The sequence below is a fragment of the Hyphomicrobium methylovorum genome, assembly GCF_013626205.1.
Classification (GTDB): domain Bacteria; phylum Pseudomonadota; class Alphaproteobacteria; order Rhizobiales; family Hyphomicrobiaceae; genus Hyphomicrobium_B; species Hyphomicrobium_B methylovorum.
The window spans coordinates 3,001,601-3,016,938 of record NZ_QHJE01000001.1 but is presented as its reverse complement, the minus strand read 5'-3'; the positions used below and the strand labels follow the sequence as shown (position 1 = coordinate 3,016,938).

Here is a 15,338-nt window from a genome sequence, read left to right as displayed (position 1 = left end):
GAATAAACCTCAAAGGTGAAAAGAGCTGCGGAGTGACGGCCCGTAAGACGTGTTAGGTCGTGCGAGATACTTTGCGATATCGATGATGTCGTCGGGCGTAATCTTGAAGTGCCGATAGAGCTCGGAAGCCGGACCGGATGCACCGAAGCTGGACATCCCAACGAAACGGCCTGTGTCTCCGATCCAGCGATCCCAGCCGAGACGGGCAGCAGCTTCGATGCCAATGCGCGGTGCTTTCCCGAGAACCGCAGCGCGATACGCTGGGTCTTGCGCTTCGAACAATTCCCAGCACGGCATCGAGACGACGGCTGCCTTGATGCCACCGGCGTTCAGAGATTCAGCCGCGATCATGGCGATCTCGACTTCTGATCCCGTAGCAAGCAGCGTGACGTCCCGCGCCTTACCCACGTCATGCAGAACGTACGCACCTTTGGCGCTTAGGTTTTCGTCGCAATCGCGCCGCAGCGTTGGAAGCGTCTGCCGTGAAAGGCAAAGCGCAGAGGGTGTTGCTCTCAACGCGAGTGCCAATTCCCAGCACTCCGCCGTTTCCACCACGTCGGCTGGACGGAACACATTCAGGTTCGGGATCGCCCGCAACGATGCAAGGTGCTCAATCGGCTGATGCGTCGGGCCATCTTCACCCAGGCCGATTGAATCGTGCGTCAATACATAGATAACTCTCTGCCGCATCAAAGCCGACAAACGAATGGCGCCTCTCGCGTAGTCAGAGAACACGAGAAAGGTCCCTCCGTACGGAATAAATCCACCGTGCAACGCGATGCCATTCATCGCGGCGGCCATCGCATGCTCGCGAATACCGTAGTGAAGATAGCGGCCGCGAAATGAATCCGCTGATACGGCCGGCTTGAGCTGCTCCGTCAGCGTCAAGTTGGAATGCGTGAGATCGGCCGAGCCGCCAATCGTCAGATCGGTCTCATCATTGATGACCGCCAGCGCCATCTCACTCGCTTTCCGCGTAGCCACCTTGGGCTTCGTCGCAACGAGTTGTTCCTTGAACTGCGACATGCGGCGGGAAAACGACGCCGGTAATTCGCCAGCGTCAATTCTTTCAAAGTCATCCTTCGCTGAAGACTGCGCTAAACGCTGCTCCCATGCGTGACGCGCAGAGGCTCCGCGCCGCGCCACGTCACGCCATGCTTCCAGAATATTTTCCGGAATGACAAATGGCTCATGCGGCCAATCCAACATTTGACGTGCAGACGAGATCTCGGCCGCGCCAAGAGGAGCTCCGTGCACACCTTCCGTTCCTTGCTTGGTTGGCGCACCGCGGCCAATCACCGTCCGACACGCAATCAGACTCGGTCGAACCGACTTCCGAACCACGCTGATTGCCGACGATATTTCGTCGTGGTCGTAACCGTTCACACTGACGACATCCCATCCGGAGGCCGCGAAGCGATCCAGTTGATGCGTCGACGTTGACAGGTTGGTTCGGCCGTCAATGGAAATTCCATTGTCGTCCCAAAGCACGATCAATCGGCCGAGCTGAAGATGGCCCGCAAGATCGATTGCTTCCTGCGAAATGCCCTCCATCAGGCACCCGTCGCCGGCCATCACATAGGTATAATGATCGACGAGATCGTTTCCGAAGCGCGCGTTCTGCATGCGCTCCGCAATGGCCATGCCCACCGCCATCGCGATGCCTTGACCGAGCGGCCCCGTTGTTGCCTCAACGCCCTGGCAGTGACCAAATTCCGGATGTCCTGCGGTCGTTGCGCCAAATTTACGAAAGCGTTGCAGCGCCTCGATCGGCATATCTCGATAGCCGAGCAGATAATGGATCGCATACTGCAGCATCGAACCGTGTCCGGCGGACAGCACGAAGCGGTCGCGATCTGGCCAATAGGGAACTGCGGGATCGAGTTTGATATGATCTCGAAACAACACCGCCGCAACGTCAGCCATACCCATCGGCATCCCGGGGTGCCCGGAGTTCGCTTCTTCGACGGCATCCATCGTCAGAAAACGAATGGCGTTGCCCATGCCTGCAGTATCAGACCCGGAAAATGCTCGCGCGTAGCTCATGCCTTTTCTTGCTCCAATGCCGAGATTGCATTTGCGCCCCAGCCGACGCGCCGCTTTCTGTCGATCAATTCCAGAATGATGGGCGTTAGAATGAGCTGCATCGCCAGATCGAGCTTCCCGCCAGGAATCACGATTGAGTTCGCGCGGCTCATGAAACTGGAATCAATCATCGACAGCAGATAGGAGAAGTCGATTCCGCGCGGATTCTTGAATCGGATGACGACAAGAGATTCATCCAATGTCGGAATCCAGCGAGCAACGAACGGATTGGACGTATCGACAATCGGCACGCGCTGAAAATTAATGTCAGTCTCGGTGAACTGCGGGCAGATGTAGTGCACGTAATCCGGCATCCGCCGAAGGATCACATCGGTAATGGCTTCAGTCGAATACCCGCGCGTCGATCGATCGCGATGGATCTTTTGAATCCACTCAAGATTGATCACCGGCACAACACCGACCTTCAGGTCGACATGCTTGGCAATATCAACGCCAGCTGAAACAAGAGCGCCGTGCAGCCCCTCATAAAAAAGTAAATCCGTATTTTCCGGCAAGTCGCGCCAGGGCGTGAAATTTCCTACGGGAACGCCATACGTTTCAGCATCGTTTTCGTCGTGAACATACGTGCGCGTTCTTCCCGTCCCATTCACACCATAATTTTTGAAAGTCTCTTCCAGCTCCTTCAGAAGGTTCGCTTCAAGCCCGAAGTGGCTCGGCTGGGGCAAGCCAGCCGCGAGCGCAGCTTCGTTCTCTTTCTTCATTCCGGCGCGGTCATAGCGATGGAATGCATCGCCTTCGATGCAAGCCGCGGTGACATTCTCGCGATGAAAAATCGCATCAAACGTCGCCTTGATCAGAGTCGTCCCTGAACCTGATGAACCCGTGACCGATATGATTGGGTGCAATTTCGACATAAATTTTCACGTTCCAGAAATTGAAGTCGTTCGCGAGGTGTCAGTGGCGAAAAATATCGCGCTGAGAAAAGAGCGCGGGGCTCCGTTCGCGTGAATGAGGACCACGCGTGTAATAGCGAACGAGTTCGACATCGCCGCGCGAACCAAAAACGAAAGGCGTTCGCTGATGCAGGCGCGTAGGTTTGACGTCGAGGATGCGTGCGCTGCCATCGGTCGCCAATCCACCGGCTTGCTCGACGAGGAGCGCGATGGGATTGGCTTCATAGATCAAGCGCAAACGGCCGTTCTCGTAGCCGTTTCGCTCGTCGCTCGGATACAAATACACCCCGCCCCGAACAACGATACGCTGTGCTTCAGCGACCAGCGACGCAATCCAACGCATATTGAAATCGCGTCCGATCGGTCCATTCTTGCCTGCAGCGCAATCATCGACATAGTGGCGAACGGCCAAGCTCCAGTGGCGAGCATTGGAGCAATTGATCGCAAATTCAGACGCATTTCTCGCTATTTTCGCGCCCTTTGAGTTGAGTACGAATAGGCCGCTGTCGGGATCGAGAATGAATACGTCGGTTCCGCAACCGCATGTCAAAAACAGCGCGCACTGCGGGCCGTAAACAAAGAATCCTGCCGCAACCTGCTTGGCACCTGGCTGAAAGAACGTTGAGTCTGACGTCGCGTCAGATGCAGTCGGAAGAATTGAAAAAATGGTGCCGATGGGCGCGTTCGTCTCGATGTTGGACGAACCATCAAGAGGATCAATAGCGACAGACAGCGACGCTCCAGGCGTTATTTCAATGCTCTCTTCGCATTCCTCTGAAGCGAGCCACGCAACAGGCAAGCCCTGCAAAGCGTCGACCACATAATTGTGAGCCAGTACGTCAAGGCGCTTCTGCGAATCCCCCGTTCCGTTGTCGGCCTTCACGCATTTGGCGAGACCGCCACCTGCTTCACCACGAGCAATAAGCTTTGAAATTTTTATCGCCGAACGTCCGAGCGCATCAACAATGCTCTCGAGTTCCGACGACGCGTTTCCTTGAGCGACCAGCGTCGACAAATAACTTTGGAGATCTATTTCCTTTTGCATTGGCCCGTCTCCTCCAGCTTCCAAAGTGCGACTGTGGAAAGAGGATGCGCCTCGTTGATAGATAGATAAAATCGAATATAATGAGTTCTGTGCTAGATTTTATTGACTGGTGAAAAATGCGAGACGCGACCCTGAGACAGCTCCGATCTGTCATTGCGATAGCAAAATCGGGCAAGATTGTTATTGCGGCCAATAGGTTGGGGCTAACGCCACCTGCCGTCACGGAGCAACTCAGACTCCTTGAGCGAGATCTCGATCTGCGCTTGTTCGATCGAACGAAAAGCGGATTGCGACCGACGGACGCGGGCCACATCGTGCTTGAAGCTGCGATGCGCATCGAGGCTTTGATTCAAGATACGACCGAACAGCTTCAATCGTTGAAGGGCCTGGAGACCGGCAGCATCACAATAGGCGTGGTCAGCACGGCAAAGTATTTCGTACCGCGACTCATCCATGCGTTTATTCAGACCGTACCGAGCGTCGAAATACGCTTGCTGGTCGGCAACCGCGAAGAAACGATCGCTGCTCTCAGGGACTATGAAATCGACATTGCGATGATGGGGCGCCCGCCGAGCGACATCGTCACGAGCAAGGCATGCTTTGGACCGCATCCCTACGTCCTGATCACACGGCCCGATCATCCCTTAGCAAGCCGCAAGCGTGTCATGGACCGCAGCGTGCTGATCGGAAACAAACTGCTTGTCCGCGAAGAAGGCTCAGGCAGCCGCGTAACCGTCGAAAAGTTCTTCAAAGGCACACCTCTTGCCCACCCCTCGTCCATTATCGAGTTCGGATCGAACGAAACAATCAAACAAGCGGTGATGGCGGGTTTAGGAATCGCCTTGATATCGGCGCACACAATTGAATTGGAAATCGAGGCCGGATACCTATCCATTCTCAACATCAAGGACCTACCCGTAGTCCGAGAATGGAATCTGGTGCACCGCCTCGATAAAGGATTGGGTCCAACCGCTACGGCGTTCTGGACTTACGCATTGAAAGACGGGGCAAAACATCTGCCACAGGTACCCGGCATATAATCACGGCCGAGAAACGCGGTGTATTCACCATTTCAATGCGGTTTGAATATTTTGCAAAAGAAAAAGGGGCGATAGCGAAGCCAAGTCTGCGCTATCACCCCGAAGGTACTTACATGCATGCACTGCATTGATCGCTCTTGCGACCAAACACCATCCAACGCTTATTTCTTGAATAGTCCGCAGGCCACGCGAGCGCCGGCGCCGCCAATGGGCTGCGTGATGTGATCATCCGCACTGGCGTGAATGACGACCGCCGAGCCGTCTTCATCGTAGATAGCGTTTTCGCCCGTGAGCGACAGGCCAGGAACAAACATTTCGGCCAACACAGAACCATCCTCATGCGCCCAGACGTTCGGCAGATCCGAAGGATGAGGTCCCTTCGGATTCAAAAATCCGTGCTCGGTTTTGCTCGGGTTAATGTGGCTCTTTGAATTCTTGAAGCCCTCATCCGAGCAGTCTCCATGCTCGTGGATGTGAATGCCGTGAGCGCCTGGGGTCAGCGCACCCTTGTCGAGGTTAAGCACCAAGACCAGACCATGCGGTCCCTCTTTCGCTTCGATCTTGCCGATCTTCGCCATATTTGGCCCGACAACATCAGCAGACTGAGCAAAAGCAACAGTTGGAGCGGCAGCAATCAGCGCCGTGACAGCAAGAACGAGCATGCGCATTGAGAAACCTCGATGTTGGATTTGGATCTGACTTAGAAGGGGAAGACGCCTCGGCAGCTACCTTTCCGCATCAAATAGCAATATTTATATGTTAATATATATCATGCGCGTGTAGAGTCGCAATAGACTAAACAGCGAGCATTGACGTCCGCCGCTGATATGATTGAAGATCGTGGACGTCATCTTCCGGGGCGGGGGAACGGGGCTATGAGCGGCACGCAAAAGCAAATCATCGTAAGCGTGGCACTGCTACTCTTCGCGGCGACGCTTGCATCGTTTTTTTGGCTGCGTAGTCCAAAGAAGATCTCGGTCGGTCCGCTGGGAGATGAGCGGCCGCTCGCTTCTCTGCTCGACCATTGCTATGAAATTGCCAATGGCAAGGAGCCGTCGCGTAAGAACTATGCCACTCAGACAGAGTGCAAGACGATATCCAAAGTTTGCTCTACGAAGAAAGAGACGACAACCAGCCTTGCCATCAGTCACCGCTGAATTGCACAGCGGGCCAACGTGGCCCTCGCTGAAGTTTGAACCGGCTACGACCTGGACGATGGCGGTTCAAAGATATGCCGGAGCACCAACGCTTTAACGTCCCGCGCATCAACCGGACCGTCCGGCACAAAGTCACGCTCGGATGACATGAAGACCGGCGTGTGTTCGGCGGGTGTATCAGCCCGCCCATGCGAACCGCGCACCAGCTTGGCGTCGAGCGGAATGACATTCATCAGCGTCCGAAAGCCAAGAATCTTTTTCAGCAGACGCCATCCGACAGCAAGCTTCGGAAATCGGATCGCGGGATCGAGAAAAAGCTCGACCGGATCGTATCCAGGTTTGCGGTGAATTTCGACCGTCCGCGCGAAATCCGGCGCACGCGCGTCATCGAGCCAATAATAGTACGTGAACCAGGCGTCGCTTGCTGCAAGCACGACGATCTCGCCAGACCGGGAATGATCGAGCCCGTGCCCACGCTTGCCGTCTTCGTCCAGAATGGCGTCGATACCGTCGAGCTTCGCCAACACCGCACGCACCAGCGGCAGCGCCGAGGGATCGCGGACATAAACATGCGCGATCTGATGATCGGCAACTGCAAACGCCCGAGAACGTGGAATATCGAGCAGCTCGCCGCCCTGCTCCGTTCGAACCGCCAGCAGCCCGGCTTCGCGCAACGCGCGATTGATATGCACCGGACGCCGAACGGGAACGATCCCATACTCGGAAAGCAAAACGACCCGACGACCGAGCTTTTCCGCCTCGGCGATCAGATCGCCCACCACGTCATCGATCTCGGTGAGGTCCGAACGAATTTCCGGCGCGTCCGGCCCGAACCGTTGCAAGCCGTAGTCGAGATGCGGAAGGTAGACGAGCGTCAACGTCGGATCGCGCGCCGTCATCACGTGCTTGGCCGCGTCCGCAATCCAGCGACTGGATGCGATGGTCGTCGCCGGTCCCCAGAACTGAAACAGCGGAAACACGCCGAGCTTCGCTGAGAGTTCGTCGCGAAGCTCCGGTGGATCCGAATAGCAATCCGGTATTTTGCGGCCGTCGGCCTTGTAGATCGGACGCGGCGTAACGGAATAGTCCGTCGCAGCGCCCATCGCGTACCACCAGAACAAGTTCGCGACTGTGAAGTTCGCGTCTTGCTTTCGAGCGGCGTCCCAGATGTGCTCGCCCGCGACCAGCTTGTTCGATTGCCGCCAAAGCCAGATTTCCAGCACCTCGCGGAAAAACCAGCCGTTGGCGACAATTCCGTGCTCTCGCGGCAGACTCCCGGTCGTCAAGGTTGCTTGAACGCTGCACGTGACGGCGGGCGTGATCGTCGTCAGTGCACGCGCAGCACCACGCTCGGCAAAGCGCCGGATGTTCGGCGTCGCATCACCGATCAACGCCGGCGTCAAACCGACGACGTTGATGACGATCGTGGGAGTCATGATGGGAGACCCGCCCTTCGAACGAAGGCTCTTACTTCTTGAGCGAGTGAATGTAAGCGATCATCTGCAGGATCTGGTCCTGCGTGACACCGCGGATCGAGAACGAGCGCATCGCACCCGAAGCACCGGAGTGAATGATCTCGAACATGCCGACATCCGTGTTCGCGCGCGTGTTCGAATACACGTCGTCGACGAGGCTCGGCCCCATTCCGCCCGACGCATCGTCGGCGTGGCAGGCAACACAGTGCTCTTCGAATTGGGTTTTGCCGGCTGCAATCGCCGCTGCATCGCCGTTGTACGGGTTCTTGCCGTCCTTGTGGAACGACTTGACCGCATCGGTGAACGTCTCGCCCTTGATCGGCTCAAGATCGAGCGGGGAATCGTCAAGCGCATTGAGGAACTTGACGTCGGCGACGGCCGGAGCCGTCAAAGCGGGCGTCAGCGCAAGAAGCGACCCGGCGAGAAGGATGGTGAAGAAGCGCGTGTTCGACTGCATGAAATAAATCTCTTGGTTCTGGACTAACCGTAAGTCACGGGGCCTCTCTGCAGATTTCGCAAAGAGGCCCCGGTATTTCAAGCGTAGTTTTTCGACTTAGTTCTTTTTCGTCTTTGCAACTTCGGCGCCCGGAGGCACAGCGTCAGCCGCTACAACGCGCCAGAGCGATCCCGGCGGGTTTGCCGTGGCGCCTCTGTCGTCGGTGTAGAAGCAGTTGCAGTTAACGGCGAGAACCGTTCCGTCCTCGTCATTGTTGCCGGAAGTAAACTGAAGCGCGGTCTGCGCCAGTTCCTGCAGCTGCCACTTGGTGCCGTCCCAGCCAGTTCCGAAGACCCGGCCCGAGCACCAGTCGCCCGTCAGGAAGACGCCGTTCATGCCAGCATAGTTGGCAACGCCGAGACCCTGCACCGAGCAGCCCCAGCCATCCTTCAGCTTTTCAGCGCCGGGATACGGAGTCTGGTGCGGGTATTCTGCGACCGGAAGAACGCCGACGATCGGGCATTTGTCATTCGGCCCCAACATCGGATGGCAGTTGGTGCCCATGTTGTGCTTCCAACCGTAGTTCTCGCCGCCCTTGCTGGACGCAGGCTGCCAGTCGATCTCTTCGAGATGGTTCTGGCCTACGTCAGCGATGAACAGGTCGCCAGTCTTCTTGTTGAAGTGGAACGAGTAGGGATTGCGAAGACCGAAAGCCCAGATTTCAGGACGCGAGCCCATGTGGATCTGTGCGAACTGCTCTTCGGTGACGCCGAACAGCGTCATCATGCGTGCCTGCGAAGCGTGAGCCCACGGGTTGGTGTCGGGAATCTTGTAGCCGACGCCATCCGGCGTGTTGACGTCGAGGCGAAGCATTTTGCCCCAAAGCTCATTCTTGCTCTGGCCGGCGTCCAAAGGATCGCCTTCCCAGCCCGCGTCGCCCTTGCCGACATAAAGATAGCCGTCGGGCCCGAACTGAATGCCGCCGCCGTAGTGGTTGTAGTAGGGCTGCGGGATATTGATGATGACCTTAACAGACTTGTTTGCCTGCTCGACCGTCACAACGTCCGGGCTGGCCGGATCAACCGTATAACGTGCGATAACGTGCGCGCCGTTGAAGGGCAGCGACGAATAGCTCACGAAGAAGTAGCCGTTTTCTTTGAACTTCGGATCGAAAGCAACGGACCAGAGTCCCTGCTCGACGAAGCCGGTCTGAACTTCCGAGCCAAGCGGGCTGTTCTTCGTCAGATCGAGGAACGGCTTTTCGTTGACCTTTCCGTCCTTGGTGACGACCCGGATCTTGCCCTGACGTTCGACAACAAAGATGCGGCCCGATCCGTCAAAAGCTGACGCAACGCCGACAGGATCCAAAAATCCGTCTGCAACTTTGACGAGCGCGATTTTGGGATCGCCCGGAAGCTTTCCGCCTGGGCGGGCAACTTCGTCGGCCTTGGTCGGCACGACCTGAGAAAATGCCGGAACCGAACCAAGCATGAGCGTGGCGGCAGCGGCAATCGACGCGGCAAGTTCTAACCGCATTCGCATTGGACGTTACTCCCTTATGGAATTTGCTGTCGGCGCGAACCGAGGGACCTTGGATCGGCGCCGTACTTCACCGCGCTGACGCATTTGATGCGTCTGCGGCGTAATCACGCTACGTTACGGCATTCATCGGCACAAGCTCACCTCCGCTCTGATCAACTAAATGTGAGAAAACTTATCTACTGATGAGAAAGCAAATAGGATCTTCATGCGGATCAGCAAAATCGAACTTTGAACCGGGAATAATTCCCTGCGGGTGTTGGAAGGTAAACGGCGAGCGCACACGACCAATCATCGAGCCGGACAAAATCACGTGCGAGCAACCACAACGCGTGCTCCAGCCTCGCTACGCCATCATTAGGAAAGCTAAAAATTCGCACGCAAAAACGGGCAAAAAGCAGCTAAGATATCGAGCTGGCCTTGCAATTTGCGATCGCCGCAACGTAGACAGCGCAAGCATGGGAATGGAGTTTAACGAGTGTCGAGCACAATCAGCGACGCACTGGAGAAGTTCGAAGCACCTGGACAGATCCGAACCTACTACCAGCGATTTTCCGTCCCATACGAATATCCCGTTCTCTTCACCCGAGATATTTTTTCTCCTGGGAATACTGCCCTCCGTGAGTGCATCACGAGCAACGGCGGACCGAACAAACCCCGCGTGACGTTCTTTATCGACAGCGGCGTCGAACAGCAGATGCCCGACATTGCGCGCCGGATCTCGAATTACGCGCTCGCGCACACCGACGCATTTGATCTCGTACATCCCGTCGAATGCGTCGATGGCGGAGAGATCTGCAAGAACGACACGACAATCGTCGAAACGCTTCAGCGGCGCCTCGTGGACGCAGGCATAGACCGGCACTCGTATGTCGTCGGCATCGGTGGCGGCGCAGTTCTCGATCTCATCGGATACGTCGCCGCAACCACTCATCGCGGCATTCGCCATATCCGCGTTCCGACGACGGTGCTGGCGCAAAACGATTCCGGCGTCGGCGTCAAAAACGGCGTCAACGCTTTCAGCGTGAAGAACCTGCTCGGCACGTTCCAGCCACCGTCTGCGGTCATCAACGACTCAGCATTCATTGACGTGCTGCCGGGACGCGACAAGCGCGCCGGAATGGCCGAAGCTGTGAAGGTTGCCCTCATCCGTGACGGCGAGTTTTTCAAGTGGCTTGAAGATCAGGCGGGTGCACTAGCCCTGTTTCAGTCTGAGCCGCTGGACCGCTTGATCCGTCACTGCGCGATGCTTCACATGCGCCAGATCGCCCAGGGCGGCGATCCCTTCGAACGCGGCAATGCGCGGCCGCTCGATTTCGGCCACTGGGCAGCTCACAAGCTCGAGACACTCTCCAATTATACCCTACGCCACGGAGAAGCCGTCGCCATCGGCATCGCTTTGGATACGCGCTACTCCGTCATTTCCGGATTGCTGCCGGAAGGCGACGACATCCGTGTGCGCCGTCTTCTTGAACAACTCGGATTCACTCTTTGGCACGAAGCGGCCGGTGAAAAGAACGCGAGCGGCGGGTTGAAAGTGCTCGACGGGCTTGAAGAGTTCCGCGCCCATCTCGGCGGCGAACTGTCCATCACGCTGCTGTCTGCCATCGGCGTTGGTGTCGAAGTCCACACGATGGACCCGAAACTGATCGTCGAAGCGATCGACTGGCTTCGCGAGGAGATGCCGGCCTAATGCAGCTTCCTCTCCCGGGCAGGCCGCACCTCACATACTGCACCAACATCCACGCCGGCGAAACGTGGGCCGAAATCAATACTGCGCTTCGCCGGAATCTACCTGCTGTAAAAGCAGCCATATCTCCCGATGCCCCGATGGGCGTCGGCCTTCGCTTGTCGGCGATCGCCGCCGCAGAACTGGAGCAACCGGATACGCTCGCCGAACTTCAACAGTTCCTGGCTGACAACGGTCTGTACGTCTTCACAATCAACGCGTTTCCCTACGGCCCTTTTCACGGGCAGCGCGTGAAGGAGCAGGTGTACGAGCCCGACTGGCGTCGTCCTGAGCGCCTGGACTTCACACGTCGCGTCGCGAACATCCTGTCAAAACTCGCGCCTAACGGCTCGGAAACGAGCATCAGCACTGTTCCAGGTGGCTTCAAAGCTCACATCACAACGGACGCCGACGTCGAAGCAATTACGCATGCGCTGGTTGCTTGCGCCGCGCACCTGCATTCGCTTCGCAAAACGACCGGGCAAACAATCGCTCTCGCTATCGAACCCGAGCCCGCGTGCTTCCTGGAAACCACTGACGAGGCGATCGACTATTTCTCGCAACACCTGTTCGCAGACTCTGCTGTTGCGCAATTTGCGGCGCTGACTGGCGCTTCGAAAGAAGATGCGGAAGCCGCGCTCCGGCAGCACATCGGCCTCTGCTTTGACGTATGTCATTCCGCGGTCGAATTCGAAAACCCAGACGAGATACTGGAACGCGTTGAGCGCGCAGGCATCCGCATCCCAAAAATACAATTGAGCTCAGCTCTTCGGGTGGCCAACGTCGAGCCGGGTACCAAAGCCGAACTCGCGAAGTTCGACGATGGAGTCTATCTGCATCAGACGGTTGAATCTCGAAATGGCGCCATCACACGCCACACCGACCTCGCTGACGCATTCGCGGCACTCGGCCGAGGCGAAGCAGGCGGAGAATGGCGCGTTCACTGCCACGTGCCTGTTTTCGTCGATCGATTTGAAACCCTGCAATCGACGCAGGCCTCGTTGCGCGATGTGCTTCGCATTTGCCGCGAGCGCACGGTCGCGCCGCATCTGGAGGTCGAAACGTACACCTGGAGCGTGCTACCGTCGGAACTCCGCCAGAGCGACATGACGAGTGCTATCGTTCGCGAACTCGATTGGGTGCTGAAGGAACTCGGCACGTGAGCAAGCTCGGCACGTTTCTTCGGCTAGCCCGCGTCTCCAACCTGCCGACAGTTTGGAGCAACGTCCTCGCAGCAACGGCGCTGACCGGCGCCGTGTTCGATGATTACGTCGTGCTCGTGATGCTTGCGGCATCGCTGCTTTACACCGCCGGCATGGTTCTCAACGATGCCTTCGACCAGAAAATCGATGCCGTCGAACGCCCCACCCGTCCGATCCCGTCACAAAAAGTCAGTTTGCGAAGCGTCTGGATTGTAGGCATCGCCATGCTGATTTGTGGCGTCGGCGTGTTCTCAGTGTTCGGCCTGGAGACCACCGCCGCTGCCCTGGCTCTGGCGGCTGCGATCGTCGTTTATGATGCCTGGCACAAAGGCAACCCGATCGCCCCGTTCATCATGGGGCTATGCCGCGCGCTGGTGTACATCGCCACGGCCGTAGCGCTGAGCGCGCTGTTGACCGGTCCCCTGCTCCTCGCAGCGCTCGCGCTGCTCGCCTACGTCGCGGGCCTCACCTTCGCGGCAAAAGAAGAAAGCTTTGACCGGGTTCGCTCATGGTGGCCGCTCGCGCTCCTTGCCCTTCCGCTTCTAAATGGGCTTCAATACGCTTCGAGCGAAGCGGCTGTTCTTCCCTTCATCGCCCTGACAGCCGGAGCGATTGCGTTGGCGCTGCATTGGCTGCGGCGGCGGGCACCGGGCGACGTCGGCCGCGCCGTATCGTTGTTGATCGCCGCGATCGCGCTCTGCGATGCAATCGCGGCTGCATCGGCAGGACGTATCGACATGGCGCTGGCGTGCTGCGCACTCTTCGTCGTGACGGTAATGTCCCAGCGCACGATTCCAGGCACCTAGGATTGGTTCGAAAGCATGTCTCAAGTTGACGACGTTCCTGCAAGGATTGCGATGCTCCGCGGCTGGCTGGAACGCAGAGTTTCCGCCGAGCAACTCCTCTGGATTGATCAGCGCCTCTCTGCAATCTCGAGCGAACCGCGCCAACGCGAACTCTCCCTCGCCGTCGCCCTTGCACCGCGGAAACTCGGCAAGGCTGACCTCGAACTCTCCGCAGACGAACGCGCCGAAGCCGAACGTGTCCGCGCTGGCCTCGATACGACCGGCTGGAGCGTCGACCAGACGGCGCGCATCCTGTTCGCGCTTGCAAGCTATAAGGGAGACGCAGCCGCCTTCGCGTCCGGCTTGGATTTCATCTTCCAGTCGGGCGAAATCAGTGAGCACATCGCTTTGTTGCGCGGACTCCCGCTTTACCCCGCAAGCAAGCAACTCGTCCCACGCGCCGCCGAGGGTCTTCGCTCCGCTATGGGGCCGGTATTTGAATCCGTTGCGCATCGAAATCCCTTCCCGAAGGAAGAGTTCAATGAAGCGCAGTGGAATCAAATGGTGCTGAAAGCGTTCTTCATCGAAAGCGTGCTCGCGCCGATCCAAGGCATCGACGAGCGTCGCAATCCCGACCTCGCGTCAACGCTGATCGACTACGTGCATGAACGCTGGGCAGCGGGACGCGCAGTCTCGCCGGAAATCTGGCGCTGCATCGGGCCATACGTGCGCGAGCAGGATCTCGCCACGCTCGTCAAAGCGCTTCGATCAAACACTGAGATGGAAGCAAACGCTGCCGCCCTCTCTCTTTCTGAAAGCACCCTGCCAGCTGCGCAACAGGCGCTGAAGCAGCACAGCGCGGTGGTGGACCGCGTTGCAAATCAGCGCATAACCTGGAACTCGATCTGCCGCTAGCCGAGCGCATCGCCCACGAAGGAGCCTCTATACTATGCCCTACATCGACCCGCATGCGCACATGATCTCGCGCACGACCGACGACTACGAAGCAATGGCAAAGGCTGGCGTCGTCGCCGTCATCGAGCCTGCGTTCTGGACAGGGCAAGCACGCACGAACGCCGGAAGCTATCGCGATTACCTTTCGCACATTCTCGGCTTCGAACGCTTCCGCGCCGGTCAGTTCGGTATCTGTCACTATTGTTGCATCGGCCTCAATTCCAAGGAAGCCAACAATGAGGAACTTGCGGAAGCGGTGATGGACCTTCTGCCCTCGTTTGCCGTCAAAGAGGGCGTCGTTGCCATCGGCGAAATCGGCTACGACGAACAGACGGCGCTTGAGGACAAGTATTTTCGGTTGCAGCTCGATCTCGCGCGCGAACTCGATTTGCCGGTCATGATCCACACGCCTCATCGCGATAAGAAGCGCGGCGCATCGCGTTCAATGGACGTGATCCTCGAACACAAGCTGTCGCCAAACCGCGTCGTCATCGATCACGTCAACGAAGAGACGATCCAAGAAGTGAAAGACCGTGGCTTCTGGGCGGCGTTCTCTATCTACCCGCACTCGAAGATGACCGCGGAACGCATGGCGGCACTCGTGAAACAATACGGCGCCGAACGGTTGATCGTCGATTCCGCATGCGATTGGGGCATATCCGATCCGCTGTCGGTTCCCAAAACGGCCGAGCTGATGGCAGCGCAAGGCATCTCCGATAGCGACATCCGCTTGGTAACGTATGCAAATGCGCTCGCGGCTTACGGGCAGAGCGGCCAGATCAAGGAAGACGACTGGCTGAAGCCCGCGCCGATCGATCAGCGGACGCTTTATCAGGGCAACACGGTCCTGCGCGGCGGACAAACTCCGCAAGTCGACACCAAGAGCTGACGCAAACCAGCAGTGCTGAACATGCCGCTGCGCACCCTTCGCCGACAACGCGGGGGTGCGCATTCGTGCGTCGGCTAGCCGTCTCCGC

The 15,338-nt window shown here is 57.7% G+C and carries 14 protein-coding genes; 7 read left to right on the top strand and 7 right to left on the bottom strand.

What is annotated here, in order from left to right; all coding sequences use genetic code 11:
• Positions 1-9 precede the first annotated feature (9 nt).
• From tkt to DLM45_RS14395, 3 genes are read right to left on the bottom strand one after another with little or no spacing between them, the layout of a single operon-like run.
• The gene (gene tkt, locus DLM45_RS14405; protein WP_181337754.1) at positions 10-2,046 is read right to left on the bottom strand and encodes a transketolase; all 2,037 of its coding nucleotides are present in this window, start codon (positions 2,044-2,046) and stop codon (positions 10-12) included.
• Positions 2,043-2,960: a phosphoribulokinase gene (locus tag DLM45_RS14400; RefSeq protein WP_181337753.1), complete on the bottom strand. Its 918-nt coding sequence runs from the start codon at positions 2,958-2,960 to the stop codon at positions 2,043-2,045. Before DLM45_RS14400 ends, tkt begins: the two co-directional genes overlap by 4 nt.
• Before the next feature lie 40 nt (positions 2,961-3,000).
• Positions 3,001-4,044 (bottom strand): class 1 fructose-bisphosphatase, encoded by a 1,044-nt coding sequence (locus DLM45_RS14395; protein ID WP_181337752.1) that lies wholly within the window; start codon positions 4,042-4,044, stop codon positions 3,001-3,003.
• A gap of 116 nt (positions 4,045-4,160) precedes the next feature.
• Between DLM45_RS14395 and DLM45_RS14390 the strand changes: the two genes are divergently transcribed.
• Positions 4,161-5,084, top strand: coding sequence for a LysR substrate-binding domain-containing protein (locus DLM45_RS14390; protein ID WP_181337751.1), 924 nt, complete (start codon positions 4,161-4,163; stop codon positions 5,082-5,084).
• A gap of 161 nt (positions 5,085-5,245) precedes the next feature.
• On the opposite strand, the gene DLM45_RS14385 is transcribed toward DLM45_RS14390, so the two are convergent.
• Complete coding sequence (locus DLM45_RS14385; protein WP_181337750.1) at positions 5,246-5,752, bottom strand: superoxide dismutase family protein; 507 nt, start codon at positions 5,750-5,752, stop codon at positions 5,246-5,248.
• 207 nt (positions 5,753-5,959) lie between these two features.
• On the opposite strand from DLM45_RS14385, the gene DLM45_RS14380 reads away from it, so the two are divergent.
• Positions 5,960-6,241, top strand: coding sequence for a hypothetical protein (locus DLM45_RS14380; protein WP_181337749.1), 282 nt, complete (start codon positions 5,960-5,962; stop codon positions 6,239-6,241).
• Positions 6,242-6,285: 44 nt separating this feature from the next.
• On the opposite strand, the gene DLM45_RS14375 is transcribed toward DLM45_RS14380, so the two are convergent.
• The 3 genes from DLM45_RS14375 to DLM45_RS14365 form a co-directional block, all read right to left on the bottom strand.
• Positions 6,286-7,677: an alkaline phosphatase family protein gene (locus DLM45_RS14375; RefSeq protein WP_181337748.1), complete on the bottom strand. Its 1,392-nt coding sequence runs from the start codon at positions 7,675-7,677 to the stop codon at positions 6,286-6,288.
• A 31-nt stretch (positions 7,678-7,708) separates the two neighbouring features.
• Positions 7,709-8,173 carry a c-type cytochrome gene (locus DLM45_RS14370; protein ID WP_181337747.1) on the bottom strand — a complete coding sequence of 155 codons (465 nt, stop codon included), beginning with the start codon at positions 8,171-8,173 and terminating at the stop codon, positions 7,709-7,711.
• Between the two features lie 96 nt (positions 8,174-8,269).
• Entirely contained in the window at positions 8,270-9,694 is a 1,425-nt protein-coding gene (locus DLM45_RS14365) for a PQQ-dependent sugar dehydrogenase (RefSeq protein WP_246317414.1), read from the bottom strand.
• A gap of 475 nt (positions 9,695-10,169) precedes the next feature.
• Between DLM45_RS14365 and DLM45_RS14360 the strand changes: the two genes are divergently transcribed.
• Genes DLM45_RS14360 through DLM45_RS14340 form a run of 5 tightly spaced genes read left to right on the top strand, consistent with a single transcriptional unit; the run spans position 10,170 to position 15,250 of the window.
• The gene (locus DLM45_RS14360; protein ID WP_181337746.1) at positions 10,170-11,384 is read left to right on the top strand and encodes a 3-dehydroquinate synthase; all 1,215 of its coding nucleotides are present in this window, start codon (positions 10,170-10,172) and stop codon (positions 11,382-11,384) included.
• Positions 11,384-12,583, top strand: coding sequence for a metabolite traffic protein EboE (eboE, locus tag DLM45_RS14355; protein ID WP_181337745.1), 1,200 nt, complete (start codon positions 11,384-11,386; stop codon positions 12,581-12,583). The genes DLM45_RS14360 and eboE overlap by 1 nt, the downstream gene beginning before the upstream one ends.
• A complete protein-coding gene (locus DLM45_RS14350; protein ID WP_181337744.1) occupies positions 12,580-13,428 on the top strand; it encodes a UbiA family prenyltransferase in 849 nt (282 codons plus the stop codon). The genes eboE and DLM45_RS14350 overlap by 4 nt, the downstream gene beginning before the upstream one ends.
• Positions 13,429-13,443: 15 nt before the next feature.
• A complete protein-coding gene (locus DLM45_RS14345; RefSeq protein ID WP_181337743.1) occupies positions 13,444-14,322 on the top strand; it encodes an EboA domain-containing protein in 879 nt (292 codons plus the stop codon).
• 34 nt (positions 14,323-14,356) lie between these two features.
• On the top strand, positions 14,357-15,250 hold the full coding sequence (locus DLM45_RS14340; RefSeq protein ID WP_181337742.1) for a TatD family hydrolase: 894 nt from the start codon (positions 14,357-14,359) through the stop codon (positions 15,248-15,250).
• Positions 15,251-15,338: the final 88 nt, after the last annotated feature.

What these genes read in the sequence shown, in the direction of transcription:
- tkt (WP_181337754.1), bottom strand. Translation starts at nt 2,046, where the DNA reads ATGAGCTACGCGCGAGCATTTTCCGGGTCTGATACTGCAGGCATGGGC.
- DLM45_RS14400 (WP_181337753.1), bottom strand. Translation starts at nt 2,960, where the DNA reads ATGTCGAAATTGCACCCAATCATATCGGTCACGGGTTCATCAGGTTCA.
- DLM45_RS14395 (WP_181337752.1), bottom strand. Translation starts at nt 4,044, where the DNA reads ATGCAAAAGGAAATAGATCTCCAAAGTTATTTGTCGACGCTGGTCGCT.
- DLM45_RS14390 (WP_181337751.1), top strand. Translation starts at nt 4,161, where the DNA reads ATGCGAGACGCGACCCTGAGACAGCTCCGATCTGTCATTGCGATAGCA.
- DLM45_RS14385 (WP_181337750.1), bottom strand. Translation starts at nt 5,752, where the DNA reads ATGCGCATGCTCGTTCTTGCTGTCACGGCGCTGATTGCTGCCGCTCCA.
- DLM45_RS14380 (WP_181337749.1), top strand. Translation starts at nt 5,960, where the DNA reads ATGAGCGGCACGCAAAAGCAAATCATCGTAAGCGTGGCACTGCTACTC.
- DLM45_RS14375 (WP_181337748.1), bottom strand. Translation starts at nt 7,677, where the DNA reads ATGACTCCCACGATCGTCATCAACGTCGTCGGTTTGACGCCGGCGTTG.
- DLM45_RS14370 (WP_181337747.1), bottom strand. Translation starts at nt 8,173, where the DNA reads ATGCAGTCGAACACGCGCTTCTTCACCATCCTTCTCGCCGGGTCGCTT.
- DLM45_RS14365 (WP_246317414.1), bottom strand. Translation starts at nt 9,694, where the DNA reads ATGCGAATGCGGTTAGAACTTGCCGCGTCGATTGCCGCTGCCGCCACG.
- eboE (WP_181337745.1), top strand. Translation starts at nt 11,384, where the DNA reads ATGCAGCTTCCTCTCCCGGGCAGGCCGCACCTCACATACTGCACCAAC.
- DLM45_RS14345 (WP_181337743.1), top strand. Translation starts at nt 13,444, where the DNA reads ATGTCTCAAGTTGACGACGTTCCTGCAAGGATTGCGATGCTCCGCGGC.
- DLM45_RS14340 (WP_181337742.1), top strand. Translation starts at nt 14,357, where the DNA reads ATGCCCTACATCGACCCGCATGCGCACATGATCTCGCGCACGACCGAC.